Annotated in this window: 15 protein-coding genes; 3 read left to right on the top strand and 12 right to left on the bottom strand. The window is 60.5% G+C overall.

Going from position 1 to position 18,035, the window contains the following annotated elements; genetic code table 11:
• Window positions 1–2 precede the first annotated feature (2 nt).
• The 3 genes from ACNAOV_RS01415 to ACNAOV_RS01405 all read right to left on the bottom strand — a co-directional run bounded on the left by ACNAOV_RS01415 (window position 3) and on the right by ACNAOV_RS01405 (window position 3,929).
• Window positions 3–2,480, bottom strand: coding sequence for an ATP-dependent DNA helicase RecG (locus ACNAOV_RS01415; RefSeq protein WP_416517656.1), 2,478 nt, complete (start codon window positions 2,478–2,480; stop codon window positions 3–5).
• Between the two features lie 101 nt (window positions 2,481–2,581).
• On the bottom strand, window positions 2,582–2,776 hold the full coding sequence (gene rpmB, locus ACNAOV_RS01410) for a 50S ribosomal protein L28 (RefSeq protein ID WP_015021347.1): 195 nt from the start codon (window positions 2,774–2,776) through the stop codon (window positions 2,582–2,584).
• A gap of 124 nt (window positions 2,777–2,900) precedes the next feature.
• On the bottom strand, window positions 2,901–3,929 hold the full coding sequence (locus ACNAOV_RS01405; protein ID WP_416517655.1) for a helix-turn-helix transcriptional regulator: 1,029 nt from the start codon (window positions 3,927–3,929) through the stop codon (window positions 2,901–2,903).
• A 395-nt stretch (window positions 3,930–4,324) separates the two neighbouring features.
• Between ACNAOV_RS01405 and ACNAOV_RS01400 the strand changes: the two genes are divergently transcribed.
• Window positions 4,325–5,137, top strand: a complete 813-nt coding sequence (locus ACNAOV_RS01400) for an ABC transporter ATP-binding protein (RefSeq protein WP_416517654.1) — start codon at window positions 4,325–4,327, stop codon at window positions 5,135–5,137.
• Here ACNAOV_RS01400 and ACNAOV_RS01395 read toward each other — a convergent pair.
• On the bottom strand, window positions 5,097–5,768 hold the full coding sequence (locus ACNAOV_RS01395) for a sugar O-acetyltransferase (protein WP_416518115.1): 672 nt from the start codon (window positions 5,766–5,768) through the stop codon (window positions 5,097–5,099). The genes ACNAOV_RS01400 and ACNAOV_RS01395 overlap by 41 nt on opposite strands.
• Before the next feature lie 201 nt (window positions 5,769–5,969).
• Between ACNAOV_RS01395 and ACNAOV_RS01390 the strand changes: the two genes are divergently transcribed.
• Both ACNAOV_RS01390 and ACNAOV_RS01385 read left to right on the top strand, forming a co-directional pair.
• Entirely contained in the window at window positions 5,970–6,422 is a 453-nt protein-coding gene (locus tag ACNAOV_RS01390; protein ID WP_416517653.1) for a GNAT family N-acetyltransferase, read from the top strand.
• Window positions 6,419–7,294, top strand: coding sequence for a mechanosensitive ion channel family protein (locus ACNAOV_RS01385; RefSeq protein ID WP_416517652.1), 876 nt, complete (start codon window positions 6,419–6,421; stop codon window positions 7,292–7,294). Before ACNAOV_RS01390 ends, ACNAOV_RS01385 begins: the two co-directional genes overlap by 4 nt.
• 64 nt (window positions 7,295–7,358) lie before the next feature.
• Here ACNAOV_RS01385 and ACNAOV_RS01380 read toward each other — a convergent pair whose 3' ends face one another.
• The 8 genes from ACNAOV_RS01380 to leuD form a co-directional block, all read right to left on the bottom strand.
• Window positions 7,359–8,507 carry a D-alanine--D-alanine ligase family protein gene (locus ACNAOV_RS01380; protein WP_416518114.1) on the bottom strand — a complete coding sequence of 383 codons (1,149 nt, stop codon included), beginning with the start codon at window positions 8,505–8,507 and terminating at the stop codon, window positions 7,359–7,361.
• 265 nt (window positions 8,508–8,772) lie between these two features.
• Entirely contained in the window at window positions 8,773–9,777 is a 1,005-nt protein-coding gene (locus ACNAOV_RS01375) for an NAD(P)H-dependent glycerol-3-phosphate dehydrogenase (protein WP_416517651.1), read from the bottom strand.
• 113 nt (window positions 9,778–9,890) lie between these two features.
• Window positions 9,891–10,784: a lysophospholipid acyltransferase family protein gene (locus tag ACNAOV_RS01370; protein WP_416517650.1), complete on the bottom strand. Its 894-nt coding sequence runs from the start codon at window positions 10,782–10,784 to the stop codon at window positions 9,891–9,893.
• 14 nt (window positions 10,785–10,798) lie between these two features.
• Complete coding sequence (gene murA / locus ACNAOV_RS01365) at window positions 10,799–12,130, bottom strand: UDP-N-acetylglucosamine 1-carboxyvinyltransferase (protein ID WP_154313203.1); 1,332 nt, start codon at window positions 12,128–12,130, stop codon at window positions 10,799–10,801.
• A gap of 139 nt (window positions 12,131–12,269) precedes the next feature.
• Entirely contained in the window at window positions 12,270–13,322 is a 1,053-nt protein-coding gene (locus ACNAOV_RS01360) for a CPBP family intramembrane glutamic endopeptidase (RefSeq protein ID WP_416517649.1), read from the bottom strand.
• Window positions 13,323–13,425: 103 nt separating this feature from the next.
• Window positions 13,426–16,077 (bottom strand): CPBP family intramembrane glutamic endopeptidase, encoded by a 2,652-nt coding sequence (locus ACNAOV_RS01355; RefSeq protein WP_416517648.1) that lies wholly within the window; start codon window positions 16,075–16,077, stop codon window positions 13,426–13,428.
• 167 nt (window positions 16,078–16,244) lie between these two features.
• Window positions 16,245–17,204 carry a CPBP family intramembrane glutamic endopeptidase gene (locus ACNAOV_RS01350; RefSeq protein ID WP_416517647.1) on the bottom strand — a complete coding sequence of 320 codons (960 nt, stop codon included), beginning with the start codon at window positions 17,202–17,204 and terminating at the stop codon, window positions 16,245–16,247.
• Window positions 17,205–17,318: 114 nt separating this feature from the next.
• On the bottom strand, window positions 17,319–18,005 hold the full coding sequence (gene leuD, locus ACNAOV_RS01345) for a 3-isopropylmalate dehydratase small subunit (RefSeq protein WP_416517646.1): 687 nt from the start codon (window positions 18,003–18,005) through the stop codon (window positions 17,319–17,321).
• Window positions 18,006–18,035 lie beyond the last annotated feature (30 nt).

The following is an 18,035-nucleotide window of genomic DNA, read 5'->3' as shown; positions in this document are numbered from 1 at the left end:
TTTCAGCTGGAGACCAGGAAACCTTCGTTGCCCCTCATGAAGTCCAGAACGGCGCCAGCCAGCTCGGGCTGCCCGGCCAGGGTAGGGTCGGACTCCAAGAGTTGGCCGGCCTGGGTTCGAGCACGGGCAATCATGGGCGCATCGGTAACCACCCGCAAAAGCTTCAGGGAGGAATGCCCGCCGGACTGGGCATCACCCAGCACGTCGCCAGCTCCCCTGATGCGAATGTCCTCCTCAGCGATTTTGGCCCCATCGGTGGTGTCGCCAATGACGTCAAGCCGCTCGGCAGCCGGGGAATCCGCAGGGGCACGCGAGATCAGGAAGGCCCAGGAGTCTGTGCCGCCGCGTCCCACCCTGCCACGCAACTGATGAAGCTGGGAGAGTCCAAACCGATCAGCATCGAAGATGACAATGCAGGAGGCTTGGGGCACGTCCACCCCCACCTCCACCACAGTGGTGGCTACCAGCAGGGGCGTGCGGCCCGAGGCAAAGTCCGCCATGACAGCATTCTTGGTGGTGTCGTCATCCCGACCAGTCAGCGTGGCCATGGCAATGCCCTGGAACTGCGGCAGGGCCGCCAGGCGCTGGCTCATTTCAGCTACCGAGTGCAGAGGCGGACGCTGGCTACTCCCCTGGCCCTCATCGACCAACAGCTGAGGCTGGGAATCGGCTTCGCCAGATTGGTCAGGATGGTCGGACGCGGCCGAGGGATCGTCCTCATCGTCGATGCGGGCGCAGATGACATAGGCCCGCTCCCCAGCCTCAATCCGTCGACGCAGGTGCAAGAACATGGCACCCATGGTCGCTCCGTCAGACTCGGCGATGACGTGCGTGCGGACCGGCTTGCGGTTGCTGGGCAGCTCGGTCAGGGCGGAGATGTCTAGATCGCCGAACCAGGTCATGGCGGCTGTACGCGGAATGGGCGTAGCGGTCATGATCAGCAGGTGGGGAACCCGCTCGGATTTGCGACGTAGCTCCTCGCGCTGCTCAACCCCGAAACGATGCTGCTCGTCTATGACGGTGAGGGCCAGGTTGGGGGCCTGGAAGGTCTTGGAGAAGGCCGCGTGGGTGGCGATGACGATGCAGGGACGGCCCGAGGCCGAGACAGCCAGGGCAGAGCGGCGCTGGGCCAGTCTCATGCCGCCGGTCAGCAGTACCAGAGGCAGTACCAGCTGATCAGTCATACGGATCATGGTGACGTTGTCCACACGCTTATGGCGTCCTTCTACGGCAGTGGCGGTCACATCGGTGCCCATGGCCTTGAGCATGCCACCGATAGAGGCATAGTGCTGCTCGGCCAACACCTGGGTCGGAGCCACCAAGACAGCCTGATGGCCAGCCTGGACCGCCTGAAGCATGGCCGCCAGGGCCACCACGGTCTTGCCGGAGCCAACCTCGCCCTGCAGAAGTCGCTGCATGGGCTGATCCTTGGCCATGTCGACGCCTATATCCTTGATGACCTGACGCTGGCCATCAGTCAGCTGGAATGGCAGGGAGTCGATGAAACGAGCGGGCAGGGTGTCCGGACGGTCGGCACCCGAATCCACGCATGGGTAAGTTGGCTGCTCTTGAGTCTGGCGACGGGTCTGTAGAAGGGCCGTCTGCGAGACGAAGGCCTCCTCGTAGCGCAGGGTCTTACGGGCCGCAGCGAAGTCGTCAGGGCTGTCGGGGGCATGTATGCCCAAGAGGGCACGGGCACGATGCATCAGCCCTTGATCAACACGGACCTGCTCGGGCAGCACATCAGGTATGGCCCGGCCCAGCGCTTCCGGATTGATGCGAACCTCGGCACTGGCCTGCTCCTCCTCGGCGGCGCCGGCTGGGGGTATGGGTCCAGATGCACCATCGGCCTGTGCCAGCAGACGCAGAAAACCAAGAATGACATCGTGAATATGGTCCGAGGAGATTCGTGAGCTGGCGTGATAGACCGGCCGCGGGCGACGGACGCGCTCCAGAGCCTCGTCAAGGCTGGCCGCATCGGGCCGGGAAGCGTCCACAGCAATTTCCTGATCGGCATCGGCAACAACCAGGGTCTCAGGATGGGTGAACTGGAGCTGGTCCATGTAGACACCGGGCTCACCGGCTACGACCAAATCCGCCCCTACCTGCAGCCGACGGACCATCCAGTCCATATAGGGCTTCTTGTGAGAGAAGAAGACCAGCCTGACCGACAGCGGAGTGCCACCTCGACCGGTGACGAAGGCCGCATCGTCCACCATCACATCCAGCCGAAAACCCCGGTGCCCGCTCAGTGGCACCAGACGCACCTGATCAACCCGGGCGGCGAAGGCACAGGGCTCCCCCAGCCGAATGCCGGCAATGGTGGTGACCTGCATGGGTTCGGTAATGCGGAAAGGATAGTAGGTCAGCGCATCCCCCACCGTGACCACACCCAGAGCCTTGAGAGCGCTCACCCGACGCCTGTTGGCCACCAGTGAGGCCACGGTGCTGTGCAGGCCAACACGAGCCACTGCCGACATATCCGATCACCTCCCGCAAGCGCCGACCATCATCCCTCGGGATGACAAGAACCCCCGGAGCTTTGCCCCCGGGGGTCCCAAATACGACCGACGAACCGCACTCAGGCGGCGATGCGCTGCACCTTGCCGGCCTTGAGGCACTTGACGCAGACACGCAGACGCACGTTCTGACCATCAACGGTGGTGTGCACCGACTGCAGGTTGGGGCGGAAGATGCGCTTGTTCCGGATATGCGAATGAGAAACACTGTAACCGGTCTGCGGGCCCTTGCCGCACACCGCGCAACGAGCTGCCATGATGACTTCCTTTACGTTGTTTTCCAAGTCGTCCCAGGTGCTCCAGGCCGCAGCACAAGGCTACGGATGAACACACAACTTTGTTAGACTACTACATTCCGTTAGGTAAGGCAAATTGACGGTCTCAGGCACGCGGAGGCTTGCGGAAGATGCCAATCAGTGATTGGAGCACTCCGCAGAACACTCCGCCGATGATCCAGATGGCCCAGAATGGGATCCGCCAACCGAAGAGGTTGTCGTAATTGCCGGAGAAAAGCATGGTCAGGGCCACCAGCGTGCAAATGCCCATGATGGTTCCGCTGATGGCATTGCTTATCCGGTGCTCGTAACGATAGGTATCCCAGCGACCGTTATCGACGGAATCAACCTGCCTGTTGTAGGCACGGAGGTTCATCATCCTATGGCTTGTTCCAGCGTGGACCAGCAGAAAGACCCCCAGAGCCAGAAGAAGGAAGAAGACGAATCCCCTTACCTGATCGGACCAGCCCCAGATCAGGTATCCGGCAGAGTTGATCCCCACATCCAAGAGCACGACAGCCAGACCGCAGACCAGCTCCCAGGTAGTCTGCCGATAGACTCGCGAGCGCTCCTCGTCGGTATAGAAATCCGCCACATAGGGATGCCTGCGGCGAAAGTCCTTCCTGGCGGAAACCGCCGGTATGAGACAGGCCAGACCCAGAACAATGCCAATCATCAGAGCAAGAAAGGCCAGACCATTCTGCGTGTCGGTCGGCTGGTTGGCTCCGGCGAAGAGACCGCCGAAAGCCAGTCCCAGCATGATGAGGGCGATGCCGAAAGCCATGCGCAGACTGTAGACATTGCTGAAGGAAGCATAGCCGGTCACGTCTTCCATAGCAGATTGGACAGGCGGCATAGTCGCATTGGTTGGTGGAGTCGTCTGGGTGGTTTCCTGATGGTCCGGCTTGGACGCACGCTGCCCGGAACCTGGATGCCGGACATCGCCCAGTACCAGATCATCAAGGGTGCAGCCGAAAAGGTCGCAGATGGCCAGGAGCTTGTCCATCTCAGGATATGCCTTGTCCGACTCCCACTTGGACACCGCCTGACGGGATACCCCCACCAGCATGGCCAGCTGCTCCTGAGTCATGTTGCGCTGCGAACGCAGATACTGCACGTTGGTTCTGAAACTCATAATGTTCTTTCTCCCGATCGGCAGATTGCCGATTCAACCAGCAACGAGACCATGATGAAACGTGCGAGGCTCCGACCGCCACCAGCTTTGGGTTGCACCCGGCAAAGACACCGATATTTTCCGTCAACCAACGGTTGCATCCTTACAATTCCAAGGAAATAAGCGATCACCGAATCCCTGTCATCCTGATGACGACCCGCCCATCAATCCCCCTTCCGGCAAGAGATACGACCCCTCTACGTTTACGATACATATCTTTCAGAAGCAAAGGCGAATTCTGTGGATTCCACCCTGAACTGTCCCCGATTCGACCCTGAAAACACCCTGACGGGAGCTCTCGCCATGGTCTTATAGAAGAAGAGACCAGACAGGCGACGACCGAAAGGAAGGCAAGGATGCAGCATCGGAAGGCTAAGGATCCATACGCACAGACCCCACTCATTCTGAATAAGATCTGCTATGACTATGGAACGCGGCAGAAGCAGAGCACCAGGGTGTTGGACGAAATCAATCTGGAATGTCAGGCTGGGACCTGGACGGCCATCATGGGTCCTTCAGGCGCCGGCAAATCGACCCTTCTCTATTGCGCCGCTGGACTGCTCCAAGTCAGGCAGGGCAGTGTAACCATCGCCGGTGAGGACCTGACGCGAATGAAAGAAAGGGAGCTGACCCGACTCCGCCGCGACCATATCGGCTTCGTCTTCCAGGACTACAACCTGGTCAACGCCTTCACCTGCCTGCAGAACACCATGCTGTCCAGCCTCTTCGGCGGCAGGAAAATCTCCGCCCAAGCGGCCCTGTCTGCCCTATCGAACGTCGGCTTGGAAGGATATGCCAACACCTATCCGGCAGACATGAGTGGCGGACAGCAACAGCGCGTGGCCATCGCCAGGTCCCTGGCCGCCAGCCCGGAAATCATCATGGCCGACGAGCCCACAGGCGCCTTGGATACCCATAGCTCTCGGGAGGTCATGGACCTCTTCGACCTGGCCGTCCGAAGCGGGCAGACCATCCTCATGGTGACCCACGACCCCAATGTCGCCGCCCGGGCCCACCGCGTCATCTTCCTCCAGGACGGGCGCATTCAGGCAGCTTGTCCGGGCGGGGACCCGCAGACCATAGCCCAGCAGCTGGCCAGCATGGATGCTGTGCCAGACCAGGAAGCCTTCAGCCCTCCCCTGGCAGTTCCATCCGATCAGCCTCGGTGATGGTACGAATTACCCGGCAGGGCGCACCGACGGCCAGGGAGTCAGGCGCGATGTCGTGTGTGACCACGGATCCGGCCCCGATGACCGCCCCGTCGCCGATGGTCACACCCCCAGCCACAGTCACGTTTGAGGCCAGCCAGCAATTGGAGCCGATGGTGATCGGAGCGCCCAACTCGTAGTCGTAGAGGGAACCATCCTCATGGCGCCTTAGATTCCGCTCCTGCCACCGCAGGGGATGCAGGGGGGTGGCCAGGGTGACGTTGGGGCCGATCATCACATCGTCGCCGATCTGCACCGGACAGGTATCCAGAACAGTGAAGTTGAAATTGGCGAAGATACGCGCACCAAGCTTGGTGAAGCATCCATAGTCGAAATAGATAGGCCCCATGAAGTCCACATCCTGACCATGCTCGGGCACCAGCTCGTCCAGGAGCCGGCTACGCAGGTCCCGCTCCTGCTCGGAAGATGCGTTGAAAAGACGGCAAAGTTCGTGGGCCTTGACCCTCAGCTGGCCCAGTTCGGGATCCGAGGCATCATAGAGCTCGCCAGCAAGCATCCGCTCCCTCTGCGAGCGCCAAGCCCCTTTACCGGCTCCGGCAGCTGCACCGGTCAATTTTAAGTCCTTATCCATGGCCATCCAATCATTCCCGCGTCACTTCAATGTCACTGCAGCAAGTCTGCACTGCTTGCAGATTCCCCACCCATGTAATCGTCTGGGTCAGACAGCGGACAGCCGCACACACCAGTCGTCATTCTGTTGCGGACATACGTTCACGCCCAGGGTCAAGCTTGGTAAATTGGAGGCAGCTGAGGACCATGGCGAGGAGGAAACATGCGGTATGAGGTGAGCGAGACCATCCCCGATGATGCCAGGGCCATTCGTACGGCCGTATTCGTAGAGGAGCAGGGCTTCCACAACGAATTCGACCAAACCGACGATGCCAGCCTCCATATCGTGGCCTATGACGGGGATGAACCCGCCGGTGTGTGCCGAATATTTCCCGACCGTGACAAGACATGGACCCTTGGCCGGTTGGCGGTTCTGAAGCCCTACCGCGGTCAGCATCTGGGCGCCAATTTGGTAGGCAAGGCTGAGGAAACCGCTCGGAACCAGGGGGCTGACCGGCTCACACTCCACGCCCAGGAACGGGTGGCAGGCTTCTATAGATCTTTAGGATATAGGGACATGGGCATTCACGACCAGGACGAGGGATGCCCGCACATGTGGATGGACAAGCCGCTAACGGACAGCGATGGAAACGAGCCGGAGGACAAGGCCTCATGAATCTGACCGTCGATTTTGCCAGCACAAGCATCGCTACGAATAAGGATCCCATGGGAAGGTCCGAACAGGCCATCTCCAGCTTCAGCGATGCCGTCATCCTCTGGTTCCGTCAGAATTTCGGAAAAATCATTCTTCTTATCGTCGTGGCTGTCTGCGCTGCCTTGATCTCCAAGATTGTAGCGGCGGCCATGCGACGTGCCTTGGAACGGACAAACCTGCCCAGTGCCTCCATCTTCGTCAACATCGTTCGCGCCCTGATCTGGATCTTCGCTGCTGCCACAGTCCTGCAACCCGTCTTCGGAATCAACCCATCCACTGTGGTCGCTGCACTGGGCGTCAGCGGCCTGGCGCTCTCATTCGGATTGAAGGACACAATCGCCAATATCGTCGGCGGCTTCGGACTGATGGTCAGCAAGGTGGTCCAGCCCGGTGACATCATCACCATCCAGGGCACCACAGGAACCGTCCGCGATGTGACCTGGCGCCATACCATTGTCATCGACAGGACCGGCAACCAGCTGCTGATCCCCAACTCCATCCTCAATACCACGGCGCTCGAGAAAATCACCGAGGCGGGCGAGGCCGCCACCACGGTTCCCTTCACTCTGCGAGGGGATGCCGATATAGCCAGGTCCTCCCATTCCATTGCACAGGCGGTGGCTCAGGCAACCAAGGGCATGGCCATGCCATCCAACCCGCCCATTGTCCAGCTCCAGGGCTTCACCCCCTATGGCATCAAGGGCCAAGTGGTCATGTTCGCCAAGCAGGGTGTCATCGCCGCCGATATGCAGGATGCCGCCACTCGTGCTCTGGCCGGCCAGGACTACCTGGTTCAGGAGGCCGAGCTCCAGACAAAAGATATTGAGCATTAACAGAAATGCAAAAGCAGACCTCCTCTCTCGTGAGAAGTCTCAAACTCCGGAGGCGACTCCCGCGTCAGGCCGATACACCCTCAATCAGATCGGTGATCAGATCGGTGTATGTGATCCCTGTGACTTCCCAGGCCTTGGCATACATGGAGATGGGCGTAAAGCCAGGCATGGTGTTGATCTCGTTGACAATGACTTTGCCCTCGGGCGTCACAAAGCAATCGACACGGCTCAGACCGGCACCGTCCACGGTTCTGAAGGCCTTGGCAGCCAGGTCGCGAACCTTCTGAAGAGTCTCCTCTGGCAGGTCCGCGGGAACCTCCACGTGGGAGGCGGAGGAGTCCACGTATTTGCTGTCGAAATCGTAGAAGGCCTCGTCCCGATCAACCTTGTCCAGCACCACCTCGCCAGGCCAGGCAGTACGGGGCTTTCTGTCCTTGCTTGAGGCGAGCACGGCGCACTCAATCTCCCGCCCTTCAATGCCCTCCTCTATCAGGACCCGCCAGTCATGCTTTGCAGCCTCGACGACCGCAGCAGCCAGGGCTTCGGCTTGAGGCTCTTCCACCTTGACCACACCAAAGCTGGATCCTGCGCGGGAGGGCTTGACGAAGAGCGGGTAATGCAGCTCCGCCTTCTCCACAGCGGCCAGCAGGTCTGCTCCGGATCGCTGTTCACGGGAGTCAATAGTGATGCCGGGAGCCACAGGTATACCGGCCTGACTGAGCAGAATCTTGGTGTAGTGCTTGTCCATGCATGCGGCAGAGGCGAAGACCCCGCATCCTACATAGGGCAGACCCATCATTTCAAGCAGGCCCTGCAGGGTACCGTCCTCACCGTAAGGGCCGTGAAGCACCGGGAAAACCGCGTCCACATGCCCCAAAGGCTCCAAGGACCCGACGGACCTGGAAGGCTCGGATCCAGAGACCAGGTCGGCATGGTCGCCAATCAGAAACCCTTCCCTGCCACGAGCCATGTCGAGGATGACCGGACGGCTGCCTTCGGTTATCTGCACGGTTGGCAGACTGGCATCGCCAAGACCCCACTGCCTGGGATCCTGGCCGCCGATGGTCCATCGGCCGTCCTTGGTGATGCCAATGGGGATGGGCTCGTATCGGTCGGTATCGATGGCATTGAGCACGCCGGCCGCCGACACGCAGGATATGGAATGTTCGTCGGCACGTCCGCCATAGAGCACCACAACACGTTTCCTGACCATCATTCCTCGGCTTTCCTCATCCTGGACATGAATTCCAACCTCATACCTGCCTGGACAGATACATCATTCAAGACAGCAGAATATCCCCTTGGCGAGCAACAGGGCCTGGTCAGGGTCGCTCATCCACAAGCTTGGCACGAACAGGCATGATGAAGCTGACACAAGGACCAGATAAGCCAGACGTGCTGTCTGATTCGGGAAACCGTTTATCGCCGAGCAGAAGGTTGATGGTGCCGGCTTCACAGTCTTCGCGCCCCTCTAGCCTTCAAAACTCTGTAGTGATCCGTCCGCCGAACAGCTCATCGATCATGCCCCGGCAGCTCAGTCCCTGATCCAGCACATGGCTCATGGCCGTAGCCAGCGGGGTCGCCACCTGGTAACGTTTGCCCAGAGCGACGACAGCATCAGTGGTAGGCACGCCCTCGGCGACACCCTTGCTGACACGAGTGGCTTCCTCGATGCTTTTGCCCTGGCCCAGATTGAATCCAAAAGTATAGTTTCTGCTCAGGGACGACCCACATGTGGCGACCAGGTCGCCAACCCCGGCAAGACCGGCGAAAGTTTTGGACTTGGCACCGCAAGCCTCCCCCAGGGCAGTGAGCTCAGCCAGTCCCCTGGCCTGGATCATGGCGGCCGTGTTCTCCCCGAATCCAGCCCCCCGTGACATCCCCACAGCCAGTGCAGTGACGTTCTTCAGCGATCCGCACATTTCCAGGCCGATCACATCGTCCGAGACGAAAGCCTTGAAATAGTCGGTCGTGCAGGCACGGGCCACTCTCATGGCGGTATCGGCATCTGCGCTGGCCACCACAGTGGCGCTCGGCTCGCGGGCGGCCACCTCCTTGCTCAGGTTGGGGCCGGAGACGGCTGCAAACCTGGCCCGATCCAAATCCAGCGTCTGGCAGACCACCTGGTCCATCCGCCTGTCGGTACCCCGTTCAATCCCCTTCATCAGAGAAACTGCAATGGCGTCATGACCCAGCAGACCCTTGAATTCCTTCAAGGCCTCACAGGCGTGCTGAGCGGCTATGGCCACGACCACGATTTCTGCCCCCGAGACAGCCTCGCCCCGGTCACCCTCGGCGATGATAGCGTCGGGCAGCCTCTTCACGGTCGGCAGGCGGCGAGCATTCGAATGCTTACCGTTGATTTCACCCACGACATTCGGGTCGATGTCCCACATGACCACCTGATTGCCTGCGTCAGCCAGTACCTGGGCAAAAGCGGTTCCCCATGCGCCTGCTCCCAATACCGCGATCTTCGTCATCATTCTCCTTTGCATAATGCCGTGCGCACGGGAACGCCGACCAGCAGCCTCATTCTTGTCCCCACCATCCTATGACACCACCGCCAGGCATGGGGAATTAGGGGCGGGTTCCAGCCCTATTGCTCGCTTCTGGGTTTACGAGTCATGGTCACATAATCAAAATAACCGGCCGCCGGAGGCTCCTCGCCACGAATCTCTGCCATGACCTCTTCCATCCGGTTGCGCAGGCGGACACAGAGGGCATGCACGGACTGCTTGGGAGGTTCCGCGCCCCACTGAGACATGTCTTCCAGAAGGTCGGAATAGTCAAGGAGCCGGTCATAGCACATAACCACGTTCTTGCGAGGCCAAGGCCACTTATGATTGATTGAAGCCGCTCCCCAGGTGATGCTGGGATACAGAGGAACCATGTGACCCAGCTGCCGTGAGGCTTCCAAGGCGATGAAGCCGACCCCGGGCTTGAGCGACATGGGCCACTTCAGCGGATCGCGGGTCACGGTCCCCTCGGGCCAGATGGTCAGCGGCCTGCCCGAGGTGATGATACTGATCGACTCTTCCTCAATCGACCTGGCCTTGCCGGACTTGCGTTCGACCGGCTGCATGCCCACCATGCGGAACCAGCTGCCGATAAGGGGCCAATGGGCCATCTCGGCCTTGGCCATATAGCGGGGACGACGACCCAGGTGGAAGAGGGCCATCATAGGAATGAAAACGTCAAACTGGGTCACATGGGTGGCTGCGGTGATAAAGGGCCCGGCCTGTGGCACTCGCTCCAACCCCCAGGCATAGACCCGGCAGGAGTCGCGCACCACCTGGGAGACCCCACGCAATAGACGGGTGGTCCCCACAGGGTGCTGACCGTCTATCTCGTCCAGGGCCGGTGTGCGGTGTCCAGTGGGATAGTAGCGAGTCGGATCCACCAGCCTGTGCCGTTGGGCCAGCAGGGCTACCTGCTGGTCAGACAGGGCAGACACCGCAGACCGGGGGGAGGGTTTGCCTTTGGAAGCCATCTATGTCTGCCGGATCAGTCGATTTGCGCGTCCAGGGCCAGCAGCTTGTCGCGGAAGTCCTCATAACCGCGGTCGATCAGGGAGATGCCATGGACGGTGGAAGGGCCGGAAGCTGTCAGTGCGGCGATCAGGTGGCTGAAGCCGCCACGCAGGTCGGGCACATCGATGTCCTGGCCAGTCAGCGGGGTGGGCCCAAAGATGACGGCCGAGTGGTTGAAGTTACGCTGCTGGAAGCGGCAAGGAAGGGACCCCAGGCACTCCTTGTAGAGCTGAATGGTAGCGCCCATCTGAATCAGCGGCTTGGTGAAGCCGAAGCGATTCTCGTAGACGGTCTCGTGGACGATGGAAAGACCCTTGGCCTGGGTCAGAGCGACCACCAGGGGCTGCTGCCAGTCGGTCATGAACCCGGGGTGCACGTCGGTCTCGATGGCCACGGGCCGCAGGTCGCCACCCGGATGCCAGAAGCGGATGCCGTCGTCGCGCACATCGAACTGGCCGCCGATCTTGCGGAAGACATTCAGGTAGGTCATCATGTCGGGCTGGTGAGCGCCTTTGACCATGATGTCGCCATGGGTGGCCAGGGCGGCGGAGGCCCAGGAGGCGGCTTCGATTCGGTCGGGCAGGGAGGTATGGGTGAAGCCCTTCAGGGAGGGCACCCCCTCAATGCGGATTGTCCTGTCCACGTCCACGGAAATCTGTGCGCCCATCTTCTGCAGAACCGCCACCAGGTCCATAATCTCGGGCTCGGTAGCCGCTCCTGACAGCTCGGTACGCCCCTCGGCCAGGACTGCCGCCAACAGGGTCTGTTCCGTCGCGCCCACTGAGGGGTAGGGCAGGTGGATCTTAGCTCCATGCAGGCCGTCTGGCGCTGTGATATGGATACCGGCCTCATGCTCCTTGTCGACATTTGCCCCCAGCTTGCGCAGGGTCTCCAGATGGAAGTCAATGGGTCTGCTGCCGATGCGGCAGCCACCCAGAACGGGGATGAACGCCTCTCCCATCCGATGCAGGAGCGGTCCGGAGAAGAGGATGGGTATGCGGGAAGAACCCGACAGGGTGTCCACATCTGCTACATCAGCCAGCTCCACATGGCTGGCATCGATGGTGACCACGCCCTCCTGCGGACGGACGTCCACCTTGACACCGTGAAGCCTCAGCAAATCTGAGACCACCTGGACATCGCGGATTACAGGCACATTCTTGAGTACTGAGACACCCGGAGCCAAAAGGGCGGCAACCATGGCCTTGCTGACGAAGTTCTTGGCACCGCGGACCTGTATGGTGCCATGCAGGGGCCTGCCGCCCACCACATGCAGCACATCATTCTGTGTATTCACCTTGGGCATTTATCGGCTTCTTTCTCGTATCCGCTCAGAGCCGGGCTTTGGCGCATCATCGGCCCTTATTGCAAGTCTGCCACAGGGGGTGTGGGGACACCGTGAATTGTCGCCTCAGGCATAGAGCGTCCAACCTGTCAAATACCGGTCAGGCGCCGGCTGAAACGAAGGGGGTCAGCATCGTGAAGCCCATGATCAACAGCAGCATGATGAAAAATGGGCAGGCCCAAGCGCCATAGACGTTCGTATAGGTGCGGTTTTCCCGCAGAAAAGCGACAATCCGATGGCGACCCAGGTAGAGGACCAGGACGGCTGCCAGCATACCTGCCAACATCATGAGCACGTTGATGTAGGAGGACATATTGTCGCTCATAAACCCGAGAAGGAGTTCCAGCCCGTCGCTGACGACCAGATTGTTGAACACGTGCAGAGCTATGGACCAGAAGATGGAGTATTCGCAGGCCAAGTAGCCCAGGAGCAAACCCATGATGAAAGCGAAGAACCCCTGGCCAAGATCGCCATGGAAGAAGCCGAACATGACGGCGGAGGTGACGATGGCGAAGACGTGGCCGTAGGGCTTCAGCGCGTGCAGGATGGCACCTCTGAAGACCAGCTCCTCAATGACGGGGGCCAGCAGGCTGACGTATACAAACATGGGAATGGTACCCGAGGCCTGCTGAATCTGCTCGGTCGTGGTCCAGGACTGCTGCACTCCCAGCCGCGCCGTAGTCCAGTCCATGCCCGACTGATACCAGTCAGCCAGGGTCTGCCCGGTCAGCGTCAGCGCAAAGCATCCCAGCAGAACCTGCCAGGTCATGGGGTGCAGATCAGTGTGGAAAATGCCCGAGGGACCGGAGTCGCAGATCTGCCGGCGTCGTGTGAAAACCAGGAAGCAGAGGCCTGTGCAGGCGGCGATCAGATTGATGATGCCCCCATACTCCTTGTCGGCATGGCTCATCACATATATAAATCCCGAGTGGGCAGGCACCGGATCGAACACGGCATTCCACTCCATCTGAGCCAGAACACCGAACAGAAGGCCGACGCTGTTGATGATAAGCAGGTAGACCAGCAACAGAGCGGCCTGGCGGTTGAGCATGCCCCTGGCCGCACTCATCCATGCGCGATCCGCCGTGCCTCGTCTGGGCTTCTGAGTCTGCCCAGTCCCTGACGCATCGGCTTCCGTCGCTGTCTGCCCCATGTCACCATGCCCTTTCATGATCCTCTGCAGATTTGGTCGTTCAGCACCAACCTCCAGCTGGTCCAAGTCTACGCCAACACCGGCGGCACCCATACGTCATGCTCTAGAGCAGGCCGGGCACGAACTTGAAGATGGCCAGCAGCAGGCAGAGCAGCAAATAGAGCAGGAACCAGGGCTGCCTCCAGGACACATAGGTTCCCTTAGGCGCTCGATAGCGCCGCCGGTAATCCAAGAGGCTGGCGCGGTGCAGGAAGAACATGAGCAACCCAGCCAGAACCAAGACCAGAGCCACTGCCAAAACCGACAGACGGGCGGTTCGCGGAGCGTTCATCAGATAGCGGTTGGGCAGGCCGGTGAAGAGCAGATCGCCGACCACACGGGCTCCGATGGCCCAGATCAGACCATACTCCAGGGAGCAGTATCCCAATGCCAGCCCCAGCAGGAAAATCCAAAGCCCAGAGACCGGATCACACTGGAGCAGGGCGCAGAGCAGGGATGCGGTAAGGATGGCAAAAACTCGGCCAAACCGACGCAGTCCGTTGAGGATGATGCCACGGAACACCAGCTCCTCAGCCAGGGGAACCACCAGGAGGGCGTACAGGGCCATCATCGGCGAGGAAGCGCCTGTGACCAGCAGGCTGCGCGAGGCCAGAGAGGGGATGTGCAGAAGCAGGCAGAAGTGGTTGAGGAACTTGTTCAGTTCATGGACCATCCCCTGGCCCAGCAGGAGCACCGCTACAAGGGCCATCAGAGCCGCCAGCGTCATTCTTCTGTCTGTGCGCCAATGAACGGCGTCCTGTCCTCGCTGATCCTCACCTCGAATAACGCTCCACTCTGAAATGCAGGCATAAGTCAGCGCCAGCAGGACCGACAGGAGGGTAATCCCATCGGATAGGAAGGCGATGGATCTGGGGTCCTTGACCTGCTCCATGATGACAGGCAGGATCATCCCCGAACCGACCATGAGCACCAGAACGGATATGGCCAGGTAGACGAAGGCGAAGGCAGCCTGGCCGTTGACGGCGTGGAGAACCCCCGAACTGGCCGTGTAGGCGATGGACTTTTTGGCAGCGGGCTGGGCCGCAACTGCAGCGGCTGGCGTGGCAGTATCAAGTTCACTTGGAACGACAATCGGCCGCGAACTGACGGGTGCCGGTCGGCTTGCTCCCGGGACGGATTCTGCCGAAACATTGGAAACGACCCTGGGGGCTGCCGACTCGACTGAAGGACGGGTGCGGTTACGAGCAGATCGCCGCTTGGACGACCGACGTGCTCCCCCACTTCTTTCATGGCCTCTGGCGGAAAGGCCGAGATGAAGACCCCCGAAACGCTTGCAAAGACCATGCGAAGAGCCGGACGGCTTGGTTGCATCCGTCGCGGTATCCTCGGTTCCGGCGGACTCGGCCTTGGCAGCCACAGCAGCTGCTGCAGCCTCGGCAGCCTTGGCGGCGAGAGCCACCGAAGCACCTGGAGAGGATACGGATGTCGGCGAAGACGCAAACTGAACGACCGACTGCCTGCCTGGAGCTGCATTCCCAGACACGGAAGATTCAGAGGGGGCAGGCTGAACGGCAATGCCTCCTTGGCCGGTCTGCACGGGCTGACCGACATGATCCCTTTGCGCGAGCGCCGTCCCCTGTCCGTCGATAGCCTTTGACGAAACGACCCGACCACCGGTGCCGTCACTGGCGACTGCGGCAGGCTGAGCGACTACCCGTGGAGTCGAACAGACCCGACGCCCCTGATAATCGGCTCCGCTGGCCACGGATCGTGCAGCAGCACCGTTCTCCGCCGGAGCCGGGGAACCAGTGACCAGGGAATCCCAGTCCGCAACCGAACGACGGACAACGACCGGTCGGTCGGCGAATACCACGGGTGTCGCAGGCGCACCAGCAGAAGCTGCGGGCGCAGAGACCTCCGGATTCGGTTTCGCGGACATCGGATCCTCAGAGCCGGAAGCCGAGGGCGCCCCGGCCGTAGTCATCGACTTGGGTTCGGCAGTTTCGACTACGGAAGGAACGGGAGCGGAAGCTTTTGATGACTCCTGCTCGACCTTGGAAGGTACCGAGACAGCGGAGTCGACAGCATTGGCAGACGGTGCGGAAGCTGCAGGTTTGCCTGCACGGGTGCTTGTGGACGGCTTACGACGCTTGGGCATATTCCAGGAGAAGACCGGGCCTTTGTTCGTCTCGGGCTTGGTCCAGGACCAGACGACCTTGACTGCAGGCTTCTCAGGCTGTGTCGAAATCTCTGTGGCCGTCCCGGTGGCCTTGGAAGCCTCCAGCTCTCGGCGCACCACCACACGCCGAGGGGATGGCTCTTGGCCGGAATCCTTTCCGCTCTGCCCGTCAACTGGCAGGTCTTCCGGGGGAAATGTGGGAACCTCCGGTTGACTGGCCATGGTGACCGAGTTCAAAAAATCATAGGATCCGGGAAGCACCGAGGGTCGTTCACCAACTGGCATGGCACCCTTGTGCCCCTTGCCACCAGCTCCGTCATCACCCAGAAGAGCGGTCTTCCTATGGGCTATCCGCCCCGGGTAGGCCAAGCCATCATCCACCGCCTCCCCCGGCAGGCTCAAGGGTGGCAGGCTGATGGACCCTTCCTCATAATCCCAGTGGCGCGCGTAATCCTTGCTGGCACTGTGGCTTGCAGTCATGAGGGCAATAGAGGAGCGCGACACCTTCAAGCGCCCCTGATCGCTTTGGGCATCGGCAGACTCGCCGCCGCTGTCGCGATCCTCATCATCCCTCATCCGTCGATGATCCTTCCCCTTCATGCACTACCGTACGACCGCCAAGGGCGTCCAGCGACACGAACCTTTCCCCACGTTCATATCAACACTACATGTCCGAGTCTAGCCCGACCCCGCCCTTCCCTCGACGGAATCCCGACAATGGGCCAGTGCCATCGACTGTCTGCTCAGGCCAGCCCCGGCACGAATTCGCTCAGGGCCATCAGCAGGCATGCCAGGCAGAAGAGCAGGAACCAAGGCGCCCTCCAGGTAGCATATATCCCCTTGGGAGCGCGATTGCTCCGGCAGTAATCACGGAGAGTCCTTAGTTTGAACAGCAGTCCGACGACTCCGGTCAGCAGCACCAGGATCATGAGCAGGCCTAGGCCGATGCGAACAACCTCGGGTGCCAGGGGCATGTACTTGGCCAGCAGACCTGAAGAGAAGGCATTGTTGAGCATGTGCACCAGCAGGGACCAGACCAGCCCGTACTCCATGGCCAGATAGCCCAGAACCAGGCCGGAAATGAAACCGAACAGACCCTGGACCAAGGAGCCATGCATGAAGCCGAAAAGCAAAGAAGAGGTAATGATGGCGAAGACCCGACCAAAGCGGCGCAAGCCATTCATGATGACCCCTCGGAAGACCAGCTCCTCGGCAAAGGGCCCCAGAAGAATGCCATAGAAGAGCATGATCGGCGTTTCCATGCCGCCGTCGTCGGATGCGGTCGGCGGATGCAGACCAGTACCGGACAGAATGGCGCTCAGTCCAGAGTTGGCCGCACCGGCCACCAGCTGACTGAGGAAGAAGCAGGCCAGGGCGATGATCAACGCCAGCAGGCTGAATCGGCGCGCAGTGACCCAACGCACCTGGTCCTGGCCATGCCGTTCATGGCCGACGATGACCGGCCATTGACTGATCAAGGCAAACAACAGGGCCAGCACCACGGAGATAACCACTGTCCAGTCACCTAAAGGACCGTTGTATTGCTCCTTGGAGGCGTGTGGGAAGAGCGCAGGCAAAACCACCTTGCCTCCCAAAAGACCTGCCAATGTCTCAATGGCCACATAGATGAAAGCAAAAGCACTTAGGGCATTCACTGCCTGTCGAACGCCCCAGTTGTGCACATCGCCGCTGCTGTGCCTCATGATAATCGCCCCTCTTTGCTTGCCAACCGGTCACAGTCGACCAATGACTGTCACATTCCATGGTAGGCGAAGAGGGAGCGAATGACTTTCATATCAGGGCGCACGGCCCGTCGGTCAGATGATGCCGCGGTCAGCCAGTGGACCAGGCCAGTCGATTTGACCCTCCCTGGCTGAAGTGACCGGCTCTTCGGGCATGTGCTGAGCCGGCAGGGTACGCGGCTTGAAGGGGAAGCGCTCGGCCCTTATGCGCTCATAGGCACGGATGTCATCCTCGTACTGCAGGGTCAGATCGATGTCGTCGTACCCGTTCATGAGCCGCCATCGCACATAGTCGTCCACCTGGAAGGGCAGGGTCACATCCGCGCAGGTGACCGTGCGAGCGCCCAAGTCCACGGTCATCTCGGTGCCGGGGTCCTCCTCCAGGAGCTTCCAGAGCAACTCCACTGATTCCTGGGGCATGATGGCGGCCAGGACCCCGTTCTTAGCGGTATTCCCATAGAAGATGTCGGCAAATCGGGGGGCGATGACCACGCGGAAGCCATAGTCCCGCAGAGCCCAGACCGCATGCTCGCGCGAGGAGCCGATGCCGAAGTCCGGCCCGGCCACCAGGATGCGGGCACCCGAATATTCGGGCCGGTTGAGTACGAAATTCGGATCCCTTCGCCAGGCGTAGAAGAGCGCATCCTCGAAGCCTGTCTTCTTCACCCGCTTCAGGAATACGGCGGGGATGATTTGGTCAGTGTCGACGTTGGAGCGGCGCAAGGGCACCCCGACCCCGGTTACAACGGAAAGTGGCTCCATGATGACCTCCTGCCTTCTGGATGACGATGA

The organism is Bifidobacterium asteroides (genome assembly GCF_048001765.1).
In the GTDB taxonomy this organism is placed as follows: Bacteria; Actinomycetota; Actinomycetes; order Actinomycetales; family Bifidobacteriaceae; genus Bombiscardovia; species Bombiscardovia asteroides_K.
Note: the sequence above shows the minus strand (reverse complement) of the source record. Positions and strands in the feature narration are given on the sequence as shown.

Excerpts from the sequence above, each read along its gene's own strand:
- ACNAOV_RS01415 (WP_416517656.1), bottom strand. The coding sequence starts at position 2,480 with ATGTCGGCAGTGGCTCGTGTTGGCCTGCACAGCACCGTGGCCTCACTG.
- rpmB (WP_015021347.1), bottom strand. The coding sequence starts at position 2,776 with ATGGCAGCTCGTTGCGCGGTGTGCGGCAAGGGCCCGCAGACCGGTTAC.
- ACNAOV_RS01405 (WP_416517655.1), bottom strand. The coding sequence starts at position 3,929 with ATGAGTTTCAGAACCAACGTGCAGTATCTGCGTTCGCAGCGCAACATG.
- ACNAOV_RS01400 (WP_416517654.1), top strand. The coding sequence starts at position 4,325 with ATGCAGCATCGGAAGGCTAAGGATCCATACGCACAGACCCCACTCATT.
- ACNAOV_RS01395 (WP_416518115.1), bottom strand. The coding sequence starts at position 5,768 with ATGGATAAGGACTTAAAATTGACCGGTGCAGCTGCCGGAGCCGGTAAA.
- ACNAOV_RS01390 (WP_416517653.1), top strand. The coding sequence starts at position 5,970 with ATGCGGTATGAGGTGAGCGAGACCATCCCCGATGATGCCAGGGCCATT.
- ACNAOV_RS01385 (WP_416517652.1), top strand. The coding sequence starts at position 6,419 with ATGAATCTGACCGTCGATTTTGCCAGCACAAGCATCGCTACGAATAAG.
- ACNAOV_RS01380 (WP_416518114.1), bottom strand. The coding sequence starts at position 8,507 with ATGGTCAGGAAACGTGTTGTGGTGCTCTATGGCGGACGTGCCGACGAA.
- ACNAOV_RS01375 (WP_416517651.1), bottom strand. The coding sequence starts at position 9,777 with ATGATGACGAAGATCGCGGTATTGGGAGCAGGCGCATGGGGAACCGCT.
- ACNAOV_RS01370 (WP_416517650.1), bottom strand. The coding sequence starts at position 10,784 with ATGGCTTCCAAAGGCAAACCCTCCCCCCGGTCTGCGGTGTCTGCCCTG.
- murA (WP_154313203.1), bottom strand. The coding sequence starts at position 12,130 with ATGCCCAAGGTGAATACACAGAATGATGTGCTGCATGTGGTGGGCGGC.
- ACNAOV_RS01360 (WP_416517649.1), bottom strand. The coding sequence starts at position 13,322 with ATGGGGCAGACAGCGACGGAAGCCGATGCGTCAGGGACTGGGCAGACT.
- ACNAOV_RS01355 (WP_416517648.1), bottom strand. The coding sequence starts at position 16,077 with ATGAGGGATGATGAGGATCGCGACAGCGGCGGCGAGTCTGCCGATGCC.
- ACNAOV_RS01350 (WP_416517647.1), bottom strand. The coding sequence starts at position 17,204 with ATGAGGCACAGCAGCGGCGATGTGCACAACTGGGGCGTTCGACAGGCA.
- leuD (WP_416517646.1), bottom strand. The coding sequence starts at position 18,005 with ATGGAGCCACTTTCCGTTGTAACCGGGGTCGGGGTGCCCTTGCGCCGC.